The 16,154-nt window shown below is 40.2% G+C and carries 16 protein-coding genes, 2 tRNA genes and 2 rRNA genes; 4 read left to right on the forward strand and 16 right to left on the reverse strand.

Features of this window, described 5'->3' with window-relative positions; genetic code table 11:
* Positions 1–303 precede the first annotated feature (303 nt).
* The 3 genes from FZC88_RS23440 to FZC88_RS23450 all read right to left on the reverse strand — a co-directional run bounded on the left by FZC88_RS23440 (position 304) and on the right by FZC88_RS23450 (position 3,415).
* A complete protein-coding gene (locus tag FZC88_RS23440) occupies positions 304–1,734 on the reverse strand; it encodes a peptide ABC transporter substrate-binding protein (RefSeq protein ID WP_148996617.1) in 1,431 nt (476 codons plus the stop codon).
* Positions 1,735–2,446: 712 nt separating this feature from the next.
* On the reverse strand, positions 2,447–2,716 hold the full coding sequence (locus tag FZC88_RS23445; protein ID WP_148996618.1) for a hypothetical protein: 270 nt from the start codon (positions 2,714–2,716) through the stop codon (positions 2,447–2,449).
* Positions 2,717–2,830: 114 nt separating this feature from the next.
* A complete protein-coding gene (locus FZC88_RS23450) occupies positions 2,831–3,415 on the reverse strand; it encodes a sigma factor-like helix-turn-helix DNA-binding protein (RefSeq protein WP_148996619.1) in 585 nt (194 codons plus the stop codon).
* A 237-nt stretch (positions 3,416–3,652) separates the two neighbouring features.
* Between FZC88_RS23450 and FZC88_RS23455 the strand changes: the two genes are divergently transcribed.
* A complete protein-coding gene (locus tag FZC88_RS23455) occupies positions 3,653–4,864 on the forward strand; it encodes a site-specific integrase (RefSeq protein ID WP_148996620.1) in 1,212 nt (403 codons plus the stop codon).
* A gap of 82 nt (positions 4,865–4,946) precedes the next feature.
* Here the strand turns inward: FZC88_RS23455 and groL are convergent, their stop codons facing one another.
* Complete coding sequence (gene groL / locus FZC88_RS23460) at positions 4,947–6,581, reverse strand: chaperonin GroEL (RefSeq protein WP_034766062.1); 1,635 nt, start codon at positions 6,579–6,581, stop codon at positions 4,947–4,949.
* Between the two features lie 53 nt (positions 6,582–6,634).
* Entirely contained in the window at positions 6,635–6,922 is a 288-nt protein-coding gene (gene groES / locus FZC88_RS23465) for a co-chaperone GroES (protein WP_034766060.1), read from the reverse strand.
* A gap of 328 nt (positions 6,923–7,250) precedes the next feature.
* Here groES and FZC88_RS23470 point away from each other — a divergent pair, with 328 nt between their 5' ends.
* Together FZC88_RS23470 and FZC88_RS23475 are read left to right on the forward strand one after the other, a co-directional pair.
* Positions 7,251–7,994 carry a CPBP family intramembrane glutamic endopeptidase gene (locus tag FZC88_RS23470; RefSeq protein ID WP_148996621.1) on the forward strand — a complete coding sequence of 248 codons (744 nt, stop codon included), beginning with the start codon at positions 7,251–7,253 and terminating at the stop codon, positions 7,992–7,994.
* Positions 7,991–8,197 carry a YdiK family protein gene (locus FZC88_RS23475; RefSeq protein ID WP_044340660.1) on the forward strand — a complete coding sequence of 69 codons (207 nt, stop codon included), beginning with the start codon at positions 7,991–7,993 and terminating at the stop codon, positions 8,195–8,197. Before FZC88_RS23470 ends, FZC88_RS23475 begins: the two co-directional genes overlap by 4 nt.
* 15 nt (positions 8,198–8,212) lie before the next feature.
* Here the strand turns inward: FZC88_RS23475 and tatC are convergent, their stop codons facing one another.
* The 3 genes from tatC to FZC88_RS23490 are packed head-to-tail and all read right to left on the reverse strand — an operon-like array spanning position 8,213 to position 9,904.
* Positions 8,213–8,986, reverse strand: a complete 774-nt coding sequence (gene tatC, locus FZC88_RS23480; protein ID WP_148996622.1) for a twin-arginine translocase subunit TatC — start codon at positions 8,984–8,986, stop codon at positions 8,213–8,215.
* Between the two features lie 15 nt (positions 8,987–9,001).
* Entirely contained in the window at positions 9,002–9,172 is a 171-nt protein-coding gene (locus tag FZC88_RS23485; protein WP_044340658.1) for a twin-arginine translocase TatA/TatE family subunit, read from the reverse strand.
* Positions 9,173–9,226: 54 nt separating this feature from the next.
* Positions 9,227–9,904, reverse strand: a complete 678-nt coding sequence (locus tag FZC88_RS23490; protein ID WP_148971339.1) for a redox-sensing transcriptional repressor Rex — start codon at positions 9,902–9,904, stop codon at positions 9,227–9,229.
* Positions 9,905–10,093: 189 nt separating this feature from the next.
* Between FZC88_RS23490 and FZC88_RS23495 the strand changes: the two genes are divergently transcribed.
* Positions 10,094–12,040 carry an ABC-F family ATP-binding cassette domain-containing protein gene (locus tag FZC88_RS23495; protein ID WP_148996623.1) on the forward strand — a complete coding sequence of 649 codons (1,947 nt, stop codon included), beginning with the start codon at positions 10,094–10,096 and terminating at the stop codon, positions 12,038–12,040.
* 350 nt (positions 12,041–12,390) lie between these two features.
* On the opposite strand, the gene tsaD is transcribed toward FZC88_RS23495, so the two are convergent.
* The 8 genes from tsaD to FZC88_RS23535 all read right to left on the reverse strand — a co-directional run.
* Complete coding sequence (gene tsaD / locus FZC88_RS23500) at positions 12,391–13,407, reverse strand: tRNA (adenosine(37)-N6)-threonylcarbamoyltransferase complex transferase subunit TsaD (protein ID WP_148996627.1); 1,017 nt, start codon at positions 13,405–13,407, stop codon at positions 12,391–12,393.
* Positions 13,404–13,841: a ribosomal protein S18-alanine N-acetyltransferase gene (gene rimI, locus FZC88_RS23505; RefSeq protein ID WP_148996624.1), complete on the reverse strand. Its 438-nt coding sequence runs from the start codon at positions 13,839–13,841 to the stop codon at positions 13,404–13,406. Before rimI ends, tsaD begins: the two co-directional genes overlap by 4 nt.
* A 21-nt stretch (positions 13,842–13,862) precedes the next feature.
* Entirely contained in the window at positions 13,863–14,561 is a 699-nt protein-coding gene (gene tsaB / locus FZC88_RS23510) for a tRNA (adenosine(37)-N6)-threonylcarbamoyltransferase complex dimerization subunit type 1 TsaB (protein WP_148996625.1), read from the reverse strand.
* A complete protein-coding gene (gene tsaE / locus FZC88_RS23515; RefSeq protein WP_148996626.1) occupies positions 14,558–15,013 on the reverse strand; it encodes a tRNA (adenosine(37)-N6)-threonylcarbamoyltransferase complex ATPase subunit type 1 TsaE in 456 nt (151 codons plus the stop codon). Before tsaE ends, tsaB begins: the two co-directional genes overlap by 4 nt.
* 167 nt (positions 15,014–15,180) lie before the next feature.
* Positions 15,181–15,257, reverse strand: a tRNA-Asp gene (locus tag FZC88_RS23520).
* Between the two features lie 108 nt (positions 15,258–15,365).
* Positions 15,366–15,439: transfer RNA gene (locus FZC88_RS23525), tRNA-Met, on the reverse strand.
* 91 nt (positions 15,440–15,530) lie between these two features.
* Positions 15,531–15,647 (reverse strand): 5S ribosomal RNA (gene rrf / locus FZC88_RS23530).
* A gap of 229 nt (positions 15,648–15,876) precedes the next feature.
* A 23S ribosomal RNA gene (locus tag FZC88_RS23535) occupies positions 15,877–16,154 on the reverse strand; the annotation flags it as partial.

Raw genomic sequence — 16,154 nt, forward strand, 5'->3', positions numbered from 1 at the left:
ACATTGGTTTTTTGATTTAAGATTAAGTACCTGGGCGGAGTTGTGGTACACTTACTGTTGCGAGTTTGCGAACAACAATCTTTTTCATTTTTTTAGCCTCCCTTTCTATTTGTTTTGAGTAAATTAAGTTCCTGGACGAAGTTGTGGTACACTTACTGTTGCAAGTTTGCGGACTACGATCTTTTTCATGTTTTCTACCCCCTTTCTATTTATTTTTAGTAAATTAAGTTCCTGGACGAAGTTGTGGTACACTTACTGTTGCAAGTTTGCGAACTACGATCTTTTTCATTCCTCTCACCTCCTTCAAAATTTCAACTTGGTTGTCCTATAATTAATAACTCCAGTAGTAGAAATGTCAAAATGAGCAACGTTAGGACTAATTAATTGCCTTAACTTATGTTCATAAATAGGGATAATTGGAACTTCTCTATCTATTAAATAATCCATATTACTGAAATATTCGTTTGCTTTTTCTTGCTCATCAGTGAGTTTAGACAATCTGAATAACTCATCGAATTCTTTGTTATTCCATTTAGCAAAATTTGAGGAGCTGTTTGATACCATTACTTCATAGAAGCTATGAGGATGAGGAAAGTCTGCTACCCAGCCTGCCCGAGCAATATCATAATCACCACTGGAAAGCTTGGAAATAAATTCATTCCAACTATATACTTCTAACTTAATATCAATTTGAATCTCTTTTTTCCATAAGTCTATTAACCTCATTGATAAATCGACATATGGCATTTCATCATTACATATAAAAATTAATGGTTCCGATTGAATGTATTTTTTATTCCCTATGTTTTGTTCTGAACCGACCTTCTTTTTTTCCCAATTCCTGATTGAACCTGGTACCAGTCTATCTGACTGAACTTTATCCATGCCCATAATAAATTTTTCATTTTGATGTATCTTTTGCATCATTTTCCTTCTTAAATCTTGAGGGATTTTAGTTTCCCTAGACATATTAAAAAATAAATAATAGGTGCTTAAAAATTCATAATACTCTAGATAATCAGATAATTCTTTAGAGTTTGGATCTCCATCTATTATTCCACCATCATGAATATGCAATTTATTTTCTTTAAATTTTTTCAGGATTAAAGCGTAGTCATTACTAAAGGTAAAATTATATTGTTTATAAGATTTAAAGCTTCTCCTATCTTCTATTACCAATTCACTCTCATTCCAACTTTTAATAAACTTATAATTGTTTGTTATTATTTGTTTGTTACTCCTATAGTCTTCTAAACTATAGGGCTGCAGTTGATTTTTAAATATTTTCATTGGTGCAAAATTTACATTCGCAAGCATTTCCCTCAAATATGGTAAAGGGTTATTGAGCTTGATAGAAATTTTCAATTCATCTATTATTGTTAATCCCGAAATTTCAGAGGTACTTCCTCTTTGAAACTCTTTTGCCCCTTTAATATTTAATAGGTATGAAGCATTATGTAAATTATTTTTCACAATAAATTCCCACGTACTAACTAAGTCAGCAACACTTCCCTTACTCCCGTCGCTCCATTCGAAATCAGAAATAGTTATAGTCCAATTTGTAAACTCATCATTATGAGTATCTTCTTTAACTAAATCTTTTCTTAATTGATTATTTTCAATTTCGTATAAAGATCTATAAAGTAATTTACTTATATTAACTTCATTTGTTCCAACACAATATGTAGGTATTATGTTAGATATTTTCTGAGTAAAATTTAAATTAAGTTCCATAGTCACCTCTAAATGTAAAAACTTTCTATCTTTATGGTATCACAGACCCATTGTGGTATGTATTGGGAAAAATTTAGAGTTTTGCATACAAATAAATAGGTTTTAACAAAGGAGTTGAACTGCTTAAGGAAAAACAATACCCCTTAAAGCAACAAAATGATGAAACCTGTAAAAACAAAGAATAATTTCTATCTGACCAAATTAAATACAGACTTAAAACCCATTCCTTTACCATAAAATCTCTTTTAACAGAAGCCCGTGCCACATCCATCGTGCTTTTGATGAACGAATTTCATTAAGCGTGTTTCCATTGAAAAAGAAACAAAAAAGAGGCTTCCCAAAAGTTTAGTCAACTAATGAGAAGCCTCTTTTAATTTTGATTATGTTAGCATTTTGTTGGCAGATGACTCATAAATCCGTATATATTAAGGGGGGAGCGATGATCACTTCATGCCGCCCCTAAGGTGAGGGTGTGTAATATCTTTAACTTAATGTGCGTAAAGTGTTTAAAATCAAGGTTTTTTGAAATTCTCACTGTAACATCTTTAATGGGATTTTACTGTTTTTCACTGGATTGCGTTAGCAAAATGTTAGCAAACCAAAACAATTATGTTACCGTTCCGTTTTTCATACCATCCTCACCTAGAGAGTACTCGCTAGAAAACATAAAAGAGGTGTCTTAAAAAGACCTCAAAATAAAATCTTCCCTTAATTACTCAAAACGTTCATTTTTTTGTCTTTCCATGTCCAATTCGTTTTCCCTTGTACGACGAATAACTTCTTTAAACTTCTCTTCTTCCTCCGTTGCCCATTGCTTAATAACCAGGCTGCTGTGCTTTTTCAGTTTAGTTATTAAGCACAAGTAACTTTGTAATCTATCTGCACGAGAACCCCACCATGTTTTTGGGTGAAATGATCTTTTAAATATATTTAATATTAACAATGCTAGTTGAGGATACTGTTTAATAGAAACATGGCTCATTGTAATTCCCCCTATATGAAATTTTCAAGGAAGTCTTCTTAAGCTGTTCTACAGCTTTCCTGAAGCTTTCATGTTCGTAAGACAATTTACCACCCCTAAATTAAATATTTACTATTAACTCCAGTGTATTTGTTCCCTCTCAATCTTAAGGAGTTTAATTATTTTTTCACGATGGTCTAACATGTCAAAATCCCACACACGATATACCAAATGAATTACCCTTTTTCGTCTGGCAGTACTTAGTTGTCCAACTTCAGCAAAATGTTGAATAACAGTCTCCCATGGTCGAGTCGCTTGTAAGAGTTTAATTAGTTCCTCGTCTGGAAGGACACGAATAATTGAGTACAGCGACTTCTTCCTGGGGGTATGGCCGTTTAAAAAGTTTAACATTCTTACCGATAATCGTCTTTCTGCTAAATTTCTTATTGAAGAAACACGGGAACCTGTTATCCCCATACGCTCTCCAATATCTTTTAAAGTTAAGAGTTCTGTATTCAGGCAGTACATTAGGTCTAGGATTTTCTTCTCCCTTTCTGCTAGGTTTTTTCTAAAGTAAACATAAGCGAATGTGAACGTTTTGTATTCATCAGAATCAATATCTTTAATAAATTTATAATACCCTTTGGGTTGTCCATAAGATGATTTTACCATCTCAATAAAAAACATAATACTTTCTTCGGTTATTTTATTTTGTTCCATATTTCACCTCTATAAAGCGATGTTTAACATTTGCCAGCATTTTATATTGATATATATTCGCGTTATCTGGTGGATTTCCTTGTTTGTCTTGTACATCAATACTTGTGTGCCAAGAAGACAAAGCAAGTTGGTTTGTGGGTCAAGTTACCTCCTCTATTACCCGAATTATTTCTTCCTCCATGGGCATAATGATATTTTAAACAAAATCATTTTATGGAAAAGAGGTTATTCAATGATATGAAAGGACATTTTTACAGAAGAGGATGCAAGTGCAAAAAGAAAAAATGCTCTTGTGGTTCAAAATGGGCTTTCACCCTTGATATTGGACTAAACCCAATCACCGGCAAAAGAAAGCAAAAGGTCAAAAGTGGTTTTAACACCAAACAGGAAGCTGAAGAATATGCAGCCAGCCTAATTCATGAAGGGAAACAAGGCACATATTTAGAGGAAACAGATAAAACCTTCAGCGAATTTGCAATTGAGTGGCTTCCCATCTACAGCGATTCTAAGGATGTTAAGCCCGGAACCATTCGAGTGCGCCTCCATGAAATCGGAAAGTTATTGACCTTCTTTGCTCAATTAAAATTAAAAGACATCACAAAAAAGATGTATCAAGATACCCTAAACGATTTGCATACGCAAGGTTACTCTGATAGTACTAGAGAGGGAATTAACCGCACAGGAAGAATGATTTTCCGAAAGGCACTAGAACTGGAGCTAATTAAGAAGGACCCTACCGAGTTTGCTTATGTTAAAAAGGATAAGAAAACGATTGAACAGTTAGAAGAAGAGGAAATTCCAAAGTACCTGGAAAAAGAAGAGCTTGCGTTGCTTTTAAAAACAGCCAATACTAACGGGCTTGAACATGATTACTTGGTATTCTTGGTTCTAGCCTATACAGGAATACGGGTTGGAGAGCTAGTTGCTCTTAAGTGGAGGGATGTAGACTTCATTAACAACACCATCAGTATTACCAAGACGTATTACAATCCCAATAATAATACCTTGGAGTACCAATTACTTCCACCAAAAACCCGAAAGTCCCGGCGAAAAATTGTTGTAGATGACGAAGTAATTTACGCTTTAAAGAAACACCAGGAAGTTCAGCTTGAAGTAATTAAACGATTGGGGAAAGATTACTATGACAAGGATTTTATCTTTACAAAAACGGAAAGACAGTTCGGTTATCCCATTGTCATAAAGACAGTACAAAACAGAATGAGGAGACTGCTTACTATTGCCGAATTAAATACGTGCTTAACCCCACATTCATTGAGACATACACATACGTCTCTCCTAGCAGAAGCCGGTGTCTCACTCGAGCAAATCATGGATCGTCTCGGTCATACAGATGATCAAATTACGAAAAATGTGTACCTCCACGTTACGCAAGAAATGAAAAAAGAAGCTTCCCAAAAGTTCAGCGAACTCATGAGAAGCCTCCGTTAATATCCTCAATGTTAGCAAAATGTTAGCAAACCACTCTCACCTTACCAACAAATCCTTATATATCAAGGGTTGAGGGGGCGGATTACATCATGCCGCCCATTCCACCCATGCCGCCCATACCGGACATATCCGGCATGCCGCCGCCTTCTTCAGGAATGTCCGCTACCACTGCTTCAGTAGTCAGGAACATTGCTGCTACAGACGCTGCATTTTGAAGTGCAGAACGAGTTACTTTAGTTGGATCTACGATACCTTTTTCGATCATGTTGACCCACTCACCAGTAGCTGCGTTGAAACCGACACCTACTTCTTCCTTCTTCAGACGTTCTACGATGATAGAACCTTCGAGTCCAGCGTTGTGAGCGATTTGACGGATTGGCTCTTCAAGCGCACGCAGCACGATGTTGATACCAGTTGCAACATCTGCATCCGCTTCGATAGATGCTACTTTGTTGTATACGTTCACAAGGGCAGTACCACCACCGGAAACGATACCTTCTTCCACTGCAGCACGAGTAGAGTTCAATGCGTCTTCGATACGAAGTTTACGCTCTTTAAGCTCAGTTTCTGTTGCAGCTCCGACTTTCACGACTGCTACTCCACCTGCAAGCTTAGCAAGACGCTCTTGTAATTTTTCCTTGTCGAATTCTGAAGTGGATTCTTCTAATTGAGCACGGATTTGGTTTACGCGAGCTGCGATTTTTTCCGGATCTCCAGAGCCTTCTACGACAGTCGTGTTTTCTTTCGTAACAACTACTTTCGCAGCGCGGCCAAGTTGAGTGATGTTAGCAGATTTAAGGTCTAAGCCTAGATCTTCTGTGATCACTTCTCCACCAGTAAGTACCGCTAAGTCTTCAAGCATTGCTTTACGACGGTCACCGAAGCCAGGAGCTTTAACAGCAACAGCGTTGAATGTACCGCGAAGTTTGTTCACAACAAGCGTTGCAAGAGCTTCACCTTCAACATCTTCTGCAACCATTAATAGTGGTTTACCTTGTTGTACGACTTGCTCAAGAACAGGAAGTACTTCCTGGATGTTGCCGATTTTCTTGTCAGTGATTAAGATGTATGGATTTTCAAGAACAGCTTCCATTTTATCAGAATCAGTGACCATGTATGGAGATGCATATCCACGGTCGAACTGCATTCCTTCTACTACATCAAGTTCAGTAGTGAAACCTTTAGATTCTTCGATTGTGATAACGCCGTCGTTACCAACGCGCTCCATTGCTTCTGCAATCAGTTGACCCACTTCTTCGTCAGCAGCTGAGATTGCCGCAACCTGAGCGATTGAATCTTTACCTTCGATAGGCTTAGAAATCACTTTTAATTCTTCGATAGCCGCTTGAACCGCTTTTTCGATACCTTTACGAACGCCAACAGGGTTAGCGCCGGCTGTTACGTTTTTAAGACCTTCACGGATCATCGCTTGAGCAAGGACCGTTGCAGTCGTTGTACCGTCACCTGCGATTTCATTTGTTTTGCTTGCTACTTCGGCAACCAGTTTTGCACCCATGTTTTCGAATGCATCTTCCAGTTCAATTTCTTTCGCAATCGTTACACCATCATTTGTAATAAGTGGTGAACCGAATTTTTTCTCAAGTACCACGTTACGTCCTTTTGGTCCAAGAGTTACTTTTACTGCATTTGCTAATTGATCTACACCGCGAAGCATGGAACGGCGTGCTTCTTCGCTGAATTTAATATCTTTAGCCATTGATAAAGTCCTCCTCTTATTTAAATAAAGTATTTTTCATATACGAAGTTTGATTATTCGCCAACTACAGCCAGAATATCGCTATCACGAAGGATCAGGTATTCTGTGCCTTGGTATTTCACTTCTGTACCAGCGTATTTAGAGAAAATGATTCGATCGCCGACAGCTACCTCAAGAGCAACGCGCTCACCGTTGTCAAGAATGCGACCAGTACCTACAGCCATCACTTTACCTTCTTGTGGCTTTTCCTTTGCGGAATCCGGTAGCACAATCCCGCTTGCTGTTTTTTCTTCTGACTCAACTAGCTCGATAACGACGCGATCACCTAGTGGTTTTAACAAGTGAAACAACCTCCTTGAAATTATGTAAATGATATTTATTAGCACTCGCTTGTTGTGAGTGCTAACACAACTATTATATTAATTAATTCGTTTTCATTTTGCAAGAGTCCTGCTTGAATTTTTTTTCGTCATATTTCTCTTTTTTTCACACCCTCCTATACTATGCCTCACTATATGGCTTTATTACTTAAGCCGGTTGAAGTGTGACAATTCTTACAAAACCCTTAGATTTGAACAGTTCCTATTTTCTTAGTAGAATTGTACAAGAGTGAGTTCAAGATGAAATGAGGTTGTTCCTCATCTAACAGGTGCTAAAGGAGATCATACGTTGAAAAAACATTTCGGATATATCTTAATTACCTATATTGTCATGCAGCTTTCAAGTATTATAGGCATCCCCTTATTATTAAAGATTGGTGTAGATGTGCTTGGTCAACCCGAAGAAACAGTTAAGAATGTTGTACCGGGATATTGGCTCGTGATCAGCTTTACGTTAACCCTGCTCGTTGTGTGGGGCATTCTAAGGAAGAGTGAAACAAGCACCGGACTTGAACGCACCGCTCCCATGAATGCAGGGGGGTCCATTGTATGGGCTGTAGTCGGGATCTTTATGGCGTTCATTGCTCAATCCGTCGCTATACAAGTCGAGTATGCGCTGGGAATTGAAATGGGATCTGAAAACACTCAGATGATTATCAGCATTATTGAAAAGGTACCGCTATCGATGATGGTAGCTGCGATCATTGGCCCTATATTAGAAGAGATTGTATTCAGAAAGATTATCTTCGGTGTCCTTTATGAAAAGATGAATTTCTTTTTCGCCGCGTTAATCAGCTCTATTATATTCGCTCTCGCGCACTTTGAGCCTGAGCATGTGATCTTGTACTCGGCTATGGGCTTTACGTTTGCGTTTCTTTATGTCAAGACGAAGCGGATCCTTGTTCCAATATTTGCCCATGTTGCCATGAATACAACGGTCGTTCTAATGCAATCTATCTATAAGGATGAAATTGAAAAAATGATCAACGAAGCTGAACAAATACAAGGATTTATTGGAGGATTATTTCTATGAGGAGATCACCATTATTCTCAGGCGTGATCTATCTCCTTCTCGGTGTGCTCTTCACATACTTTGCTGTGCAAAATGTACAGGATGATGGTTGGGGATTTTTCACTTATATGCTCGTCTTTCTGGCAACCCTTGATTTTGGTTCCGGGTTGCGTATGGTGATGCTGCATTTCAAAATCAAAAAGAAAATAGAGAATAAAAAATAAGGATTGATCATTTGATCAATCCTTATTTATATCCTCGAACTGTTCCATTTCAAGCTTTTGTTCTGCTTCTAAAACCTTTTTATATCCGATCTTAGAGATCCAAATACTGATTTCATAAAGAAGAAGCAAAGGAACGGTTACCATTAAATGCGAGACGATGTCCGGCGGTGTGATGAAAGCGGCTATGACTAACAATATGAAGTACGCCACTTTTCTCATTTGTGCCAGAAGCATCGGGGTAATAATCCCTAGGCGTGTCAGAAACAGCATAATAACCGGCAGTTGAAATAGAAACCCAAATGGAATGGTTATTTGAAACAGGAAATGAAAGTATTCATTAATTCCAATCACTTGCTGGATATTCAGATTGGTTGATAAACCCATCATGAATTTCACAACATATGGAAACAAAATAAAATATGAAAATGACAATCCACCTAAGAAAAGAATGACAGAGATCGGGATGTAACTAAGCGTTACCTTCCTCTCTTTCTCATATAAGCCTGGACTTACGAACGACCATACTTGAAATAGAATGATGGGTGATGTCATGATGATCGCAATAAACATGATCATTTCCATATAGATTTTGAGAGGGTCTGTAATCCGAAAGGCGTTCATCGTCAATTCTTTCGCTTCATCCGCGTGCTGCAAATATCGAATCAGCGGCTCCGCAAGAAAAAAGCTTACGATTACCGCTAACAAGAAGAAAACGACTACAAACATGAGTCGTTTTTGCAATTCTCCTATATGTTCATAGACTGTCATGTCTCTTTGACTTTGACTCATGGCGTTCATCCTACCCTACTTAGCTTTTTTACTATTATCGTCCTCATCATCTGCTAAGCCCTTTGTTGCATTTTTAAATTCGCGTAATGTATTACCAGCTGCTTTCCCTAACTCAGGCAATTTCTTTGGTCCAAAGATCAGTAAAGCAACAACCGTTATCAGTACGATACTACCTGCACCTAACATAATGAGACACCTCCTCTTTTACCATTCTATCATAACGTATATAAGGATCATTTTCTATTCGGATATGATTCCATCTTGTGACATTTCCGTGTCATCCTCTGAATAATGCTTTAAGAAGTATACCAGTGATTGAAGCTCGACTGCCAGATCAATATGATGCACGCGAATATGGTCCGGCACCGTTAATCTCGCAGGAGTGAAATTCAGGATCCCCTTAATATTAGAAGAAACCAATCGGTCTGTGATATTTTGAGCAGAAGATGCCGGAACCGTCAGTATGGCCACTTCAATATCATGCCCCTCAAGACCCTCTTCTAAATCATCTAAATGAAAAACGGGTACATCGCTGATTTGTGTCCCAACCTTCTTTTCATCTACTTCAAAAGCCATTTCAATCTTAGTATTATTATTTTTTATGAAATTATAATGAAGAAACGCTGTACCGAGATTCCCTACACCTATCAGCACAACTTTCGTAATGGCATCTTGATCTAATGTCTTACGAAAAAAGGATAGCAGGTAATTGACATTATATCCATAACCCTTTTTACCTAACGCTCCAAAATAAGAAAAATCTCTGCGTATCGTGGCAGAATCAACCTTCACCGCTTCACTCAATTCCTTCGATGAAACCCTCTGCTTTCCCGACGAGTACAGATTCTTGATAAAGCGATAATATAGCGGAAGGCGCTTAGCCGTTGCCTGTGGAATTTTCGTTGTATCCTGGTTCATATTGTATTCCCCCACATCTATTCAAAACCTCTGATACCGCTTCCAAAATAGAAAGCATACAGAATTTAAAACTCTACTACCCATCATACACTATATTTTATCCTAAGTGTACGAAGATTAATAGTCGATTTATTGCCGTCCCCCTCCCAAATACGGTACACTAGCACTATGAAATAGAGGTGAAACGTCATGATTCTACTACAAGTGAATCAACTAACGAAAAACTTTGGTGCCGATAATATCCTATCAAATATTAAGCTTGAAATACAGACAAGAGATCGGGTGGCTCTCGTCGGACGCAATGGAGCGGGAAAGTCGACTCTTTTAAAAATAATTGCAGGTCATCTCTCCTATGATTCCGGAGACATCACGAAACCAAAAGGGGTTTCCATCGGATACCTGGCTCAGAATACCGGTTTGGAGTCTGATCTATCCATTTGGTCGGAAATGCTGACCGTCTTCGAGGAATTGCAGAGACAGGAAAAGCAATTAAGAATATTGGAGCAGCAGATGGCCGATCCTTCGGTGTATGAACAAGAAGAACTCTATCGACGCGTATTAAAAGAATACGATGAGCTTCAAGTCAGGTTCAAGGATTCCGGTGGATACCAATATGAAGCGGATATTCGCTCTGTCCTTCACGGTTTGAATTTCGCAGATTTCGATTACGATACAAAGATATCCACATTGAGCGGCGGCCAGAAAACCCGTCTCGCTCTTGGGAAACTTCTTTTAACCAAACCTGACATTCTCATTCTTGATGAGCCGACCAACCATCTTGATATTGAGACTTTATCGTGGCTCGAGACGTACCTTCAAAGCTATGAAGGAGCCGTCCTGATCGTTTCCCATGACCGCTACTTCCTGGATAGCGTCGTCAATCAAGTGTATGAGATTTCCCGGAATCGAAGCAAGAAATACCACGGTAACTACAGTAAATACCTTGAACAGAAAGCAGAAGACTACGAAAAGGATCTCAAGATGTTCGAGCGCCAGCAACAGGAGGTCGCGAAACTCGAAGACTTCATTCAACGGAATATCGCCCGTGCTTCGACGACCAAGATGGCACAAAGCCGCAGAAAAAAGCTGGAACGAATGGACAAGATGGATAGACCCTTGGGTGATGAGAAATCTGCCAACTTTGCTTTTCAAATTGATCGTCCAAGTGGAAATGATGTTCTTCACGTTCAAGATCTTACCATCGGATATGGGCAAGACGAACAGATTTCATCTCACATCGACTTCTCTGTTAAAAAGGGAGACAGTATCGCTCTTGTAGGTCCAAACGGAATCGGGAAATCGACCCTTTTGAAAACATTGGTCAATAAACTGCAACCTCTGGAAGGAGCATTTAAATTCGGATCAAATGTTTCGATTAGCTATTATGATCAAGAACAAGCCGAACTATCTTCCAATAAGACCGTCTTAAATGAACTGTGGGACGAATACCCAATGAAAATGGAAAAAGAAATCCGCACTGTACTTGGAAACTTCTTATTCTCAGGGGAAGATGTCTTAAAGCCTGTTTCCACACTGAGTGGTGGAGAGAAGGCACGTCTGGCACTTTCCAAGCTCATGATGGAAAAAGGGAATGTCTTGATCCTGGATGAACCGACGAATCATCTGGATCTGGACAGTAAAGAAGTGCTGGAGAATGCCTTGATTGACTACCCTGGGACGATCCTCTTTGTCTCACACGACCGTTATTTCATCAATCGAATTGCTACAAAGGTTGTAGAACTGTCCAAAAAGGGGTCGACCGAATACCTTGGCGATTACGATTATTACGTACAGAAATTACAACAGCAGGAAGAATTGGCTGCACTTGAGCGGATTGAACAAGGAGAACAAGTGTCATCACAGGTTACCACTCAAAAACAGTCCCACAAGATTGATAAAGAGGCGAAAAAGCTTGAACGTCAACGAAAACGCAGAGTAGAAGAAATTGAAGGTCTCATGGAAGCTCTTGAAGAAGACATTCAGTTAAAAGAGGATCTTCTCTGTGACCCTGATATTTTTCAAGATCATGAAAAAGTCCAGAACATCAATGACTCCCTCACAAAAGCAAAAGAAGAGCTTGATTCTCTATTGGAAGAATGGACAGAACTTGAGGAGATTCTTCAAGAAGAACAATAATCCACAGGATTGGGGATAACTATCGAACCCCAATCCTTTCTTATTCCACATCATTATCCACAATTCAAATCCCGTTTATCCGTTATTAACAGAGGTTTTCCACATAATCCACAATTACAATGTAAGTTATCCACAGAAACTTCCAAATAATAGGGCATTCACACTAGAGCTTTTTCACATAGTGTACACATCAATTATGTAGTTACTAACATTTTATCCACAGTCTGTTGATAAAACATATGTTCGTTCTTTTCTCCTCTCATTCACTCACAAGATATCAACAAAACCCGAGAACAATAACTGTACCCAATAAAAAAAGCTTAAACGAAGTTTCGTTTAAGCTTTCCCTTTTAGAAATTTTCGATATCAAGTCCAGGATGAGCATTCATATCCATGCTTCCTCTTTTTCCTTGTTCAAATAAAACCGTTCCAGCAGCTGCGATCATAGCTGCATTGTCCGTACAAAGAGATAACGGAGGGATGATCAGCTCCGCTTCCACCTCTTCAAACACTTCTTGAAGGGCAGCACGCAAGCCTTTATTCGCTGCCACTCCACCAGCCAGTAATACTTGTTCCACTCCATATCCCTTTACAGCTTTAACGGTTTTGGTCACTAACACATCAATCACACTGGCCTGAAAGCTCGCTGCCAAATCCTGTGGATGAATGGTTACTCCTTTTTGCTTCGCATTATGCAGCGTGTTAATAACCGCCGACTTCAATCCACTGAAGCTAAAATCATAGGAACCCTCTTCAAGCCATGCACGGGGCAAATCAAGATTGGGTTCCCCTTCATGAGCCAACCGATCGATATGGGGTCCCCCGGGATACGGAAGACTCAAGGTCCTGGCCACTTTATCATAAGCTTCCCCCGCTGCATCGTCCCGGGTCTCCCCGATCACTTGAAACGAACCGTGCTCTTTCATGAACACAAGCTCTGTATGGCCTCCGGAAACAACTAATGAAAGCAGGGGAAACCTCATTTCTTTCACTAATCGATTGGCATAAATATGTCCTGCAATGTGATGAACACCTACCAAAGGTTTGTTATGAGCAAAAGCGAGTGCCTTGGCAGCATTGACACCAATCAGAAGGGCTCCCACTAAACCGGGTCCTTCCGTCACGGCTACACAATCAATTTCGTCCATCGTCATATCAGCTTGTTCAAGTGCTTCCTCCAGCACGAACGTAACCTGCTCCACATGATGACGTGAAGCAATTTCAGGGACGACCCCACCGAACCGCTTATGACTTTCAATCTGAGACGAAACAATATTCGCCACAATCTCTGTTCCATTTTTCACAATTGCCACAGCCGTTTCATCACAGCTTGTCTCAATTCCCAATACAAACGTATCCTTTATCATAAATTCACCCACATTACTAAAGCATCCTCTTGATTATCCGAATAATACCGCTTACGGATTCCTCCATCTTGAAACCCGAGCTTCCGATATAAATGTTGTGCCGGTGTATTTGATACCCTGACTTCAAGGGTCATCACACGAGCTCCAAATTCAATGGCAATGCCCATGATCTTGCGCATGAGGCCTTCTCCCAAACCCCGCCCCCGATAAGCCGGGAGCACAGCCACATTTGTGATATGCGCCTCATCCACTACAAGCCACACCCCGCAGTATCCTGCAAGTTTGTCTTCATCCTCGGCAACGAGATACGTAGACAGGTGGTTATGTTCGATCTCATTCAAGAAAGCGTCCCGGCTCCAAGGAATGCTAAAAGATTGATTTTCAATTTCCATTACAGCATCTAAATCATCAACCGTCATAAATCGTATATCCATATTCTAACGATCCTTTATCTTCTATTCAGATTTTTTTTGAGATTCCAGCCATTTCACTTCTGCTTCAGCCATCCGTATATAATTAGGTAGCACTTCATGCGCCGACTTCTCTTCCAGACCACTACCAATAAAAGCAAGTTCAGAGGGACGTGGATTATGACTGACAAAGGGTGCGATTTTTGCTTGATCTCCCAGGACTTCCTTAATCATGCTCTCGTGCAGGGCAACATCATTTCCGACAAAGAGTATATCTTTATTAAAACCTTTTAACTTCGTCACCCATTCTTCCAGCAGGATGTTGCAATCATCTTCAACACAATTTAATTGATCTCCCTGAAACTCATATAGTCCAGTGTACACCTGTCCCCTTCTTGCATCGAACAAAGGAACGATATACCCTGAAAAATATCGACCCGATGAAGCCAGTGTAGCAAGACTTGATACTGGTATGAGAGGGATGCCCAGAGACCATGCAAGGGTCTTTGCCAAGGTGACCCCTATCCTGACACCTGTATAGGAACCAGGACCATTTGCAACGACGACCTTCGTTAAGTCTTTCGCCTCAATCCCGCAATCCTTCAACAATTGTTCGATAGCCGGCATTGCTCTTACTGAATGATTCTTCTTAATATAGGTAATGTACTCCCCAATTACCTTGTTTTCCTCGATAAGCGCAACGCCTAACGGATAATTGGAAGTATCAATCGATAAAATCGTCATGACACAATCTCCTTACACAATTCACTATATCGTTCACCAAAGGGCTTCAACACGATTTTTCTCGTGGAATCGCCTTCCCGGTAAATCGATAGACTTAATAATTCTTCCGGAAGTTGATCTTGAATTAAGTGAGCCCACTCAACGACAGTCACACCTTCCCCTTCAAAGTATTCATCGAATCCCAAATCTTCAAAGGAATCATCCAACCTGTATACATCCATATGATAAAGAGGCAAACGGCCCTTATATTCTTTAATGATGGTAAAGGTGGGACTATTAACTGTCTTCGTGACACCAAGGCCCTTGGCAAGACCTTTGGTAAATGTTGTCTTTCCCGCCCCAAGATCACCTTCTAACGTTAACACAGCTCCAGGCTTCAAATGAGCTGCCAATTTCTCTGCAAACTGGCCAGTTTCCTCTGGGCTGGTCGTTATGATCTCAAACTGATTCATGTTAATCTCCTCAATTGTCATTTAGAGTATAAAAAACCCTTAGGATCGTTTTTTACCCTAAGGGAGAATGTATATATGTAGTTTACCCTTTTTCGGGTATGAGAGTAAAGGTTATGGTTACAGACAATAAAAAAAACGAAACAAAGTTTCGTTTGAATGAACAGAAATGGCGGTCCGGACGGGACTCGAACCCGCGACCTCCTGCGTGACAGGCAGGCATTCTAACCAACTGAACTACCGGACCAAAGCTTTTTCGCGACAGCGAAAATAGGTTTCATTACCTCGCGACAGCGAAAATAACTATCCATGCGTGACTCATCAAGGATTATCCTGCACAAAGTCAAAAATGGTATTGCGGGGACAGGATTTGAACCTGCGACCTTCGGGTTATGAGCCCGACGAGCTACCGAACTGCTCCACCCCGCGACGATATAAATATTACTTAAGAAGATTACTACTATCTATTCTACTATATGCAGCTTCACTAATAAAGTGATTATGCAAAAAATAAAATTTCGCCTGGCGACGTCCTACTCTCACAGGGGGAGATCCCCCAACTACCATCGGCGCTGAAGAGCTTAACTTCCGTGTTCGGCATGGGAACGGGTGTGACCTCTTCGCCATTATCACCAGACGAATATTCAATTGAAGGGTTGTTCCTTCAAAACTAGATAAAGAATTGATGTCAAGAAAGCCGAATAYCGACCAATGTTGCATCTACTTCTTCAAGTAGATACCATTCCAGCTCCGGCGGCTAGAGACTCGAGGTCATTTCAGTTCAATCAGCTGAGGGTAAAAGRCACCCTCTTCTGATTGCCCAGAAATGCTTGTCGTCTCTGTTCAAGCCGCCTCCGCTTTATAGTGTGGTTAAGTCCTCGATCGATTAGTATCAGTCAACTCCACATGTCGCCATGCTTCCATCTCTGACCTATCTACCTAGTCATCTTCTAGGGATCTTACTCACWTACGTGATGGGAAATCTCATCTCGAGGGGGGCTTCATGCTTAGATGCTTTCAGCACTTATCCCTTCCGCACATAGCTACCCAGCGATGCCTTTGGCAAGACAACTGGTACACCAGCGGTGCGTCCATCCCGGTCCTCTCGTACTAAGGACAGCTCCTCTCAAATTTCCTGCGCCCA

This window comes from Rossellomorea aquimaris (assembly GCF_008180865.1).
In the GTDB taxonomy this organism is placed as follows: Bacteria; Bacillota; Bacilli; order Bacillales; family Bacillaceae_B; genus Rossellomorea; species Rossellomorea yichunensis.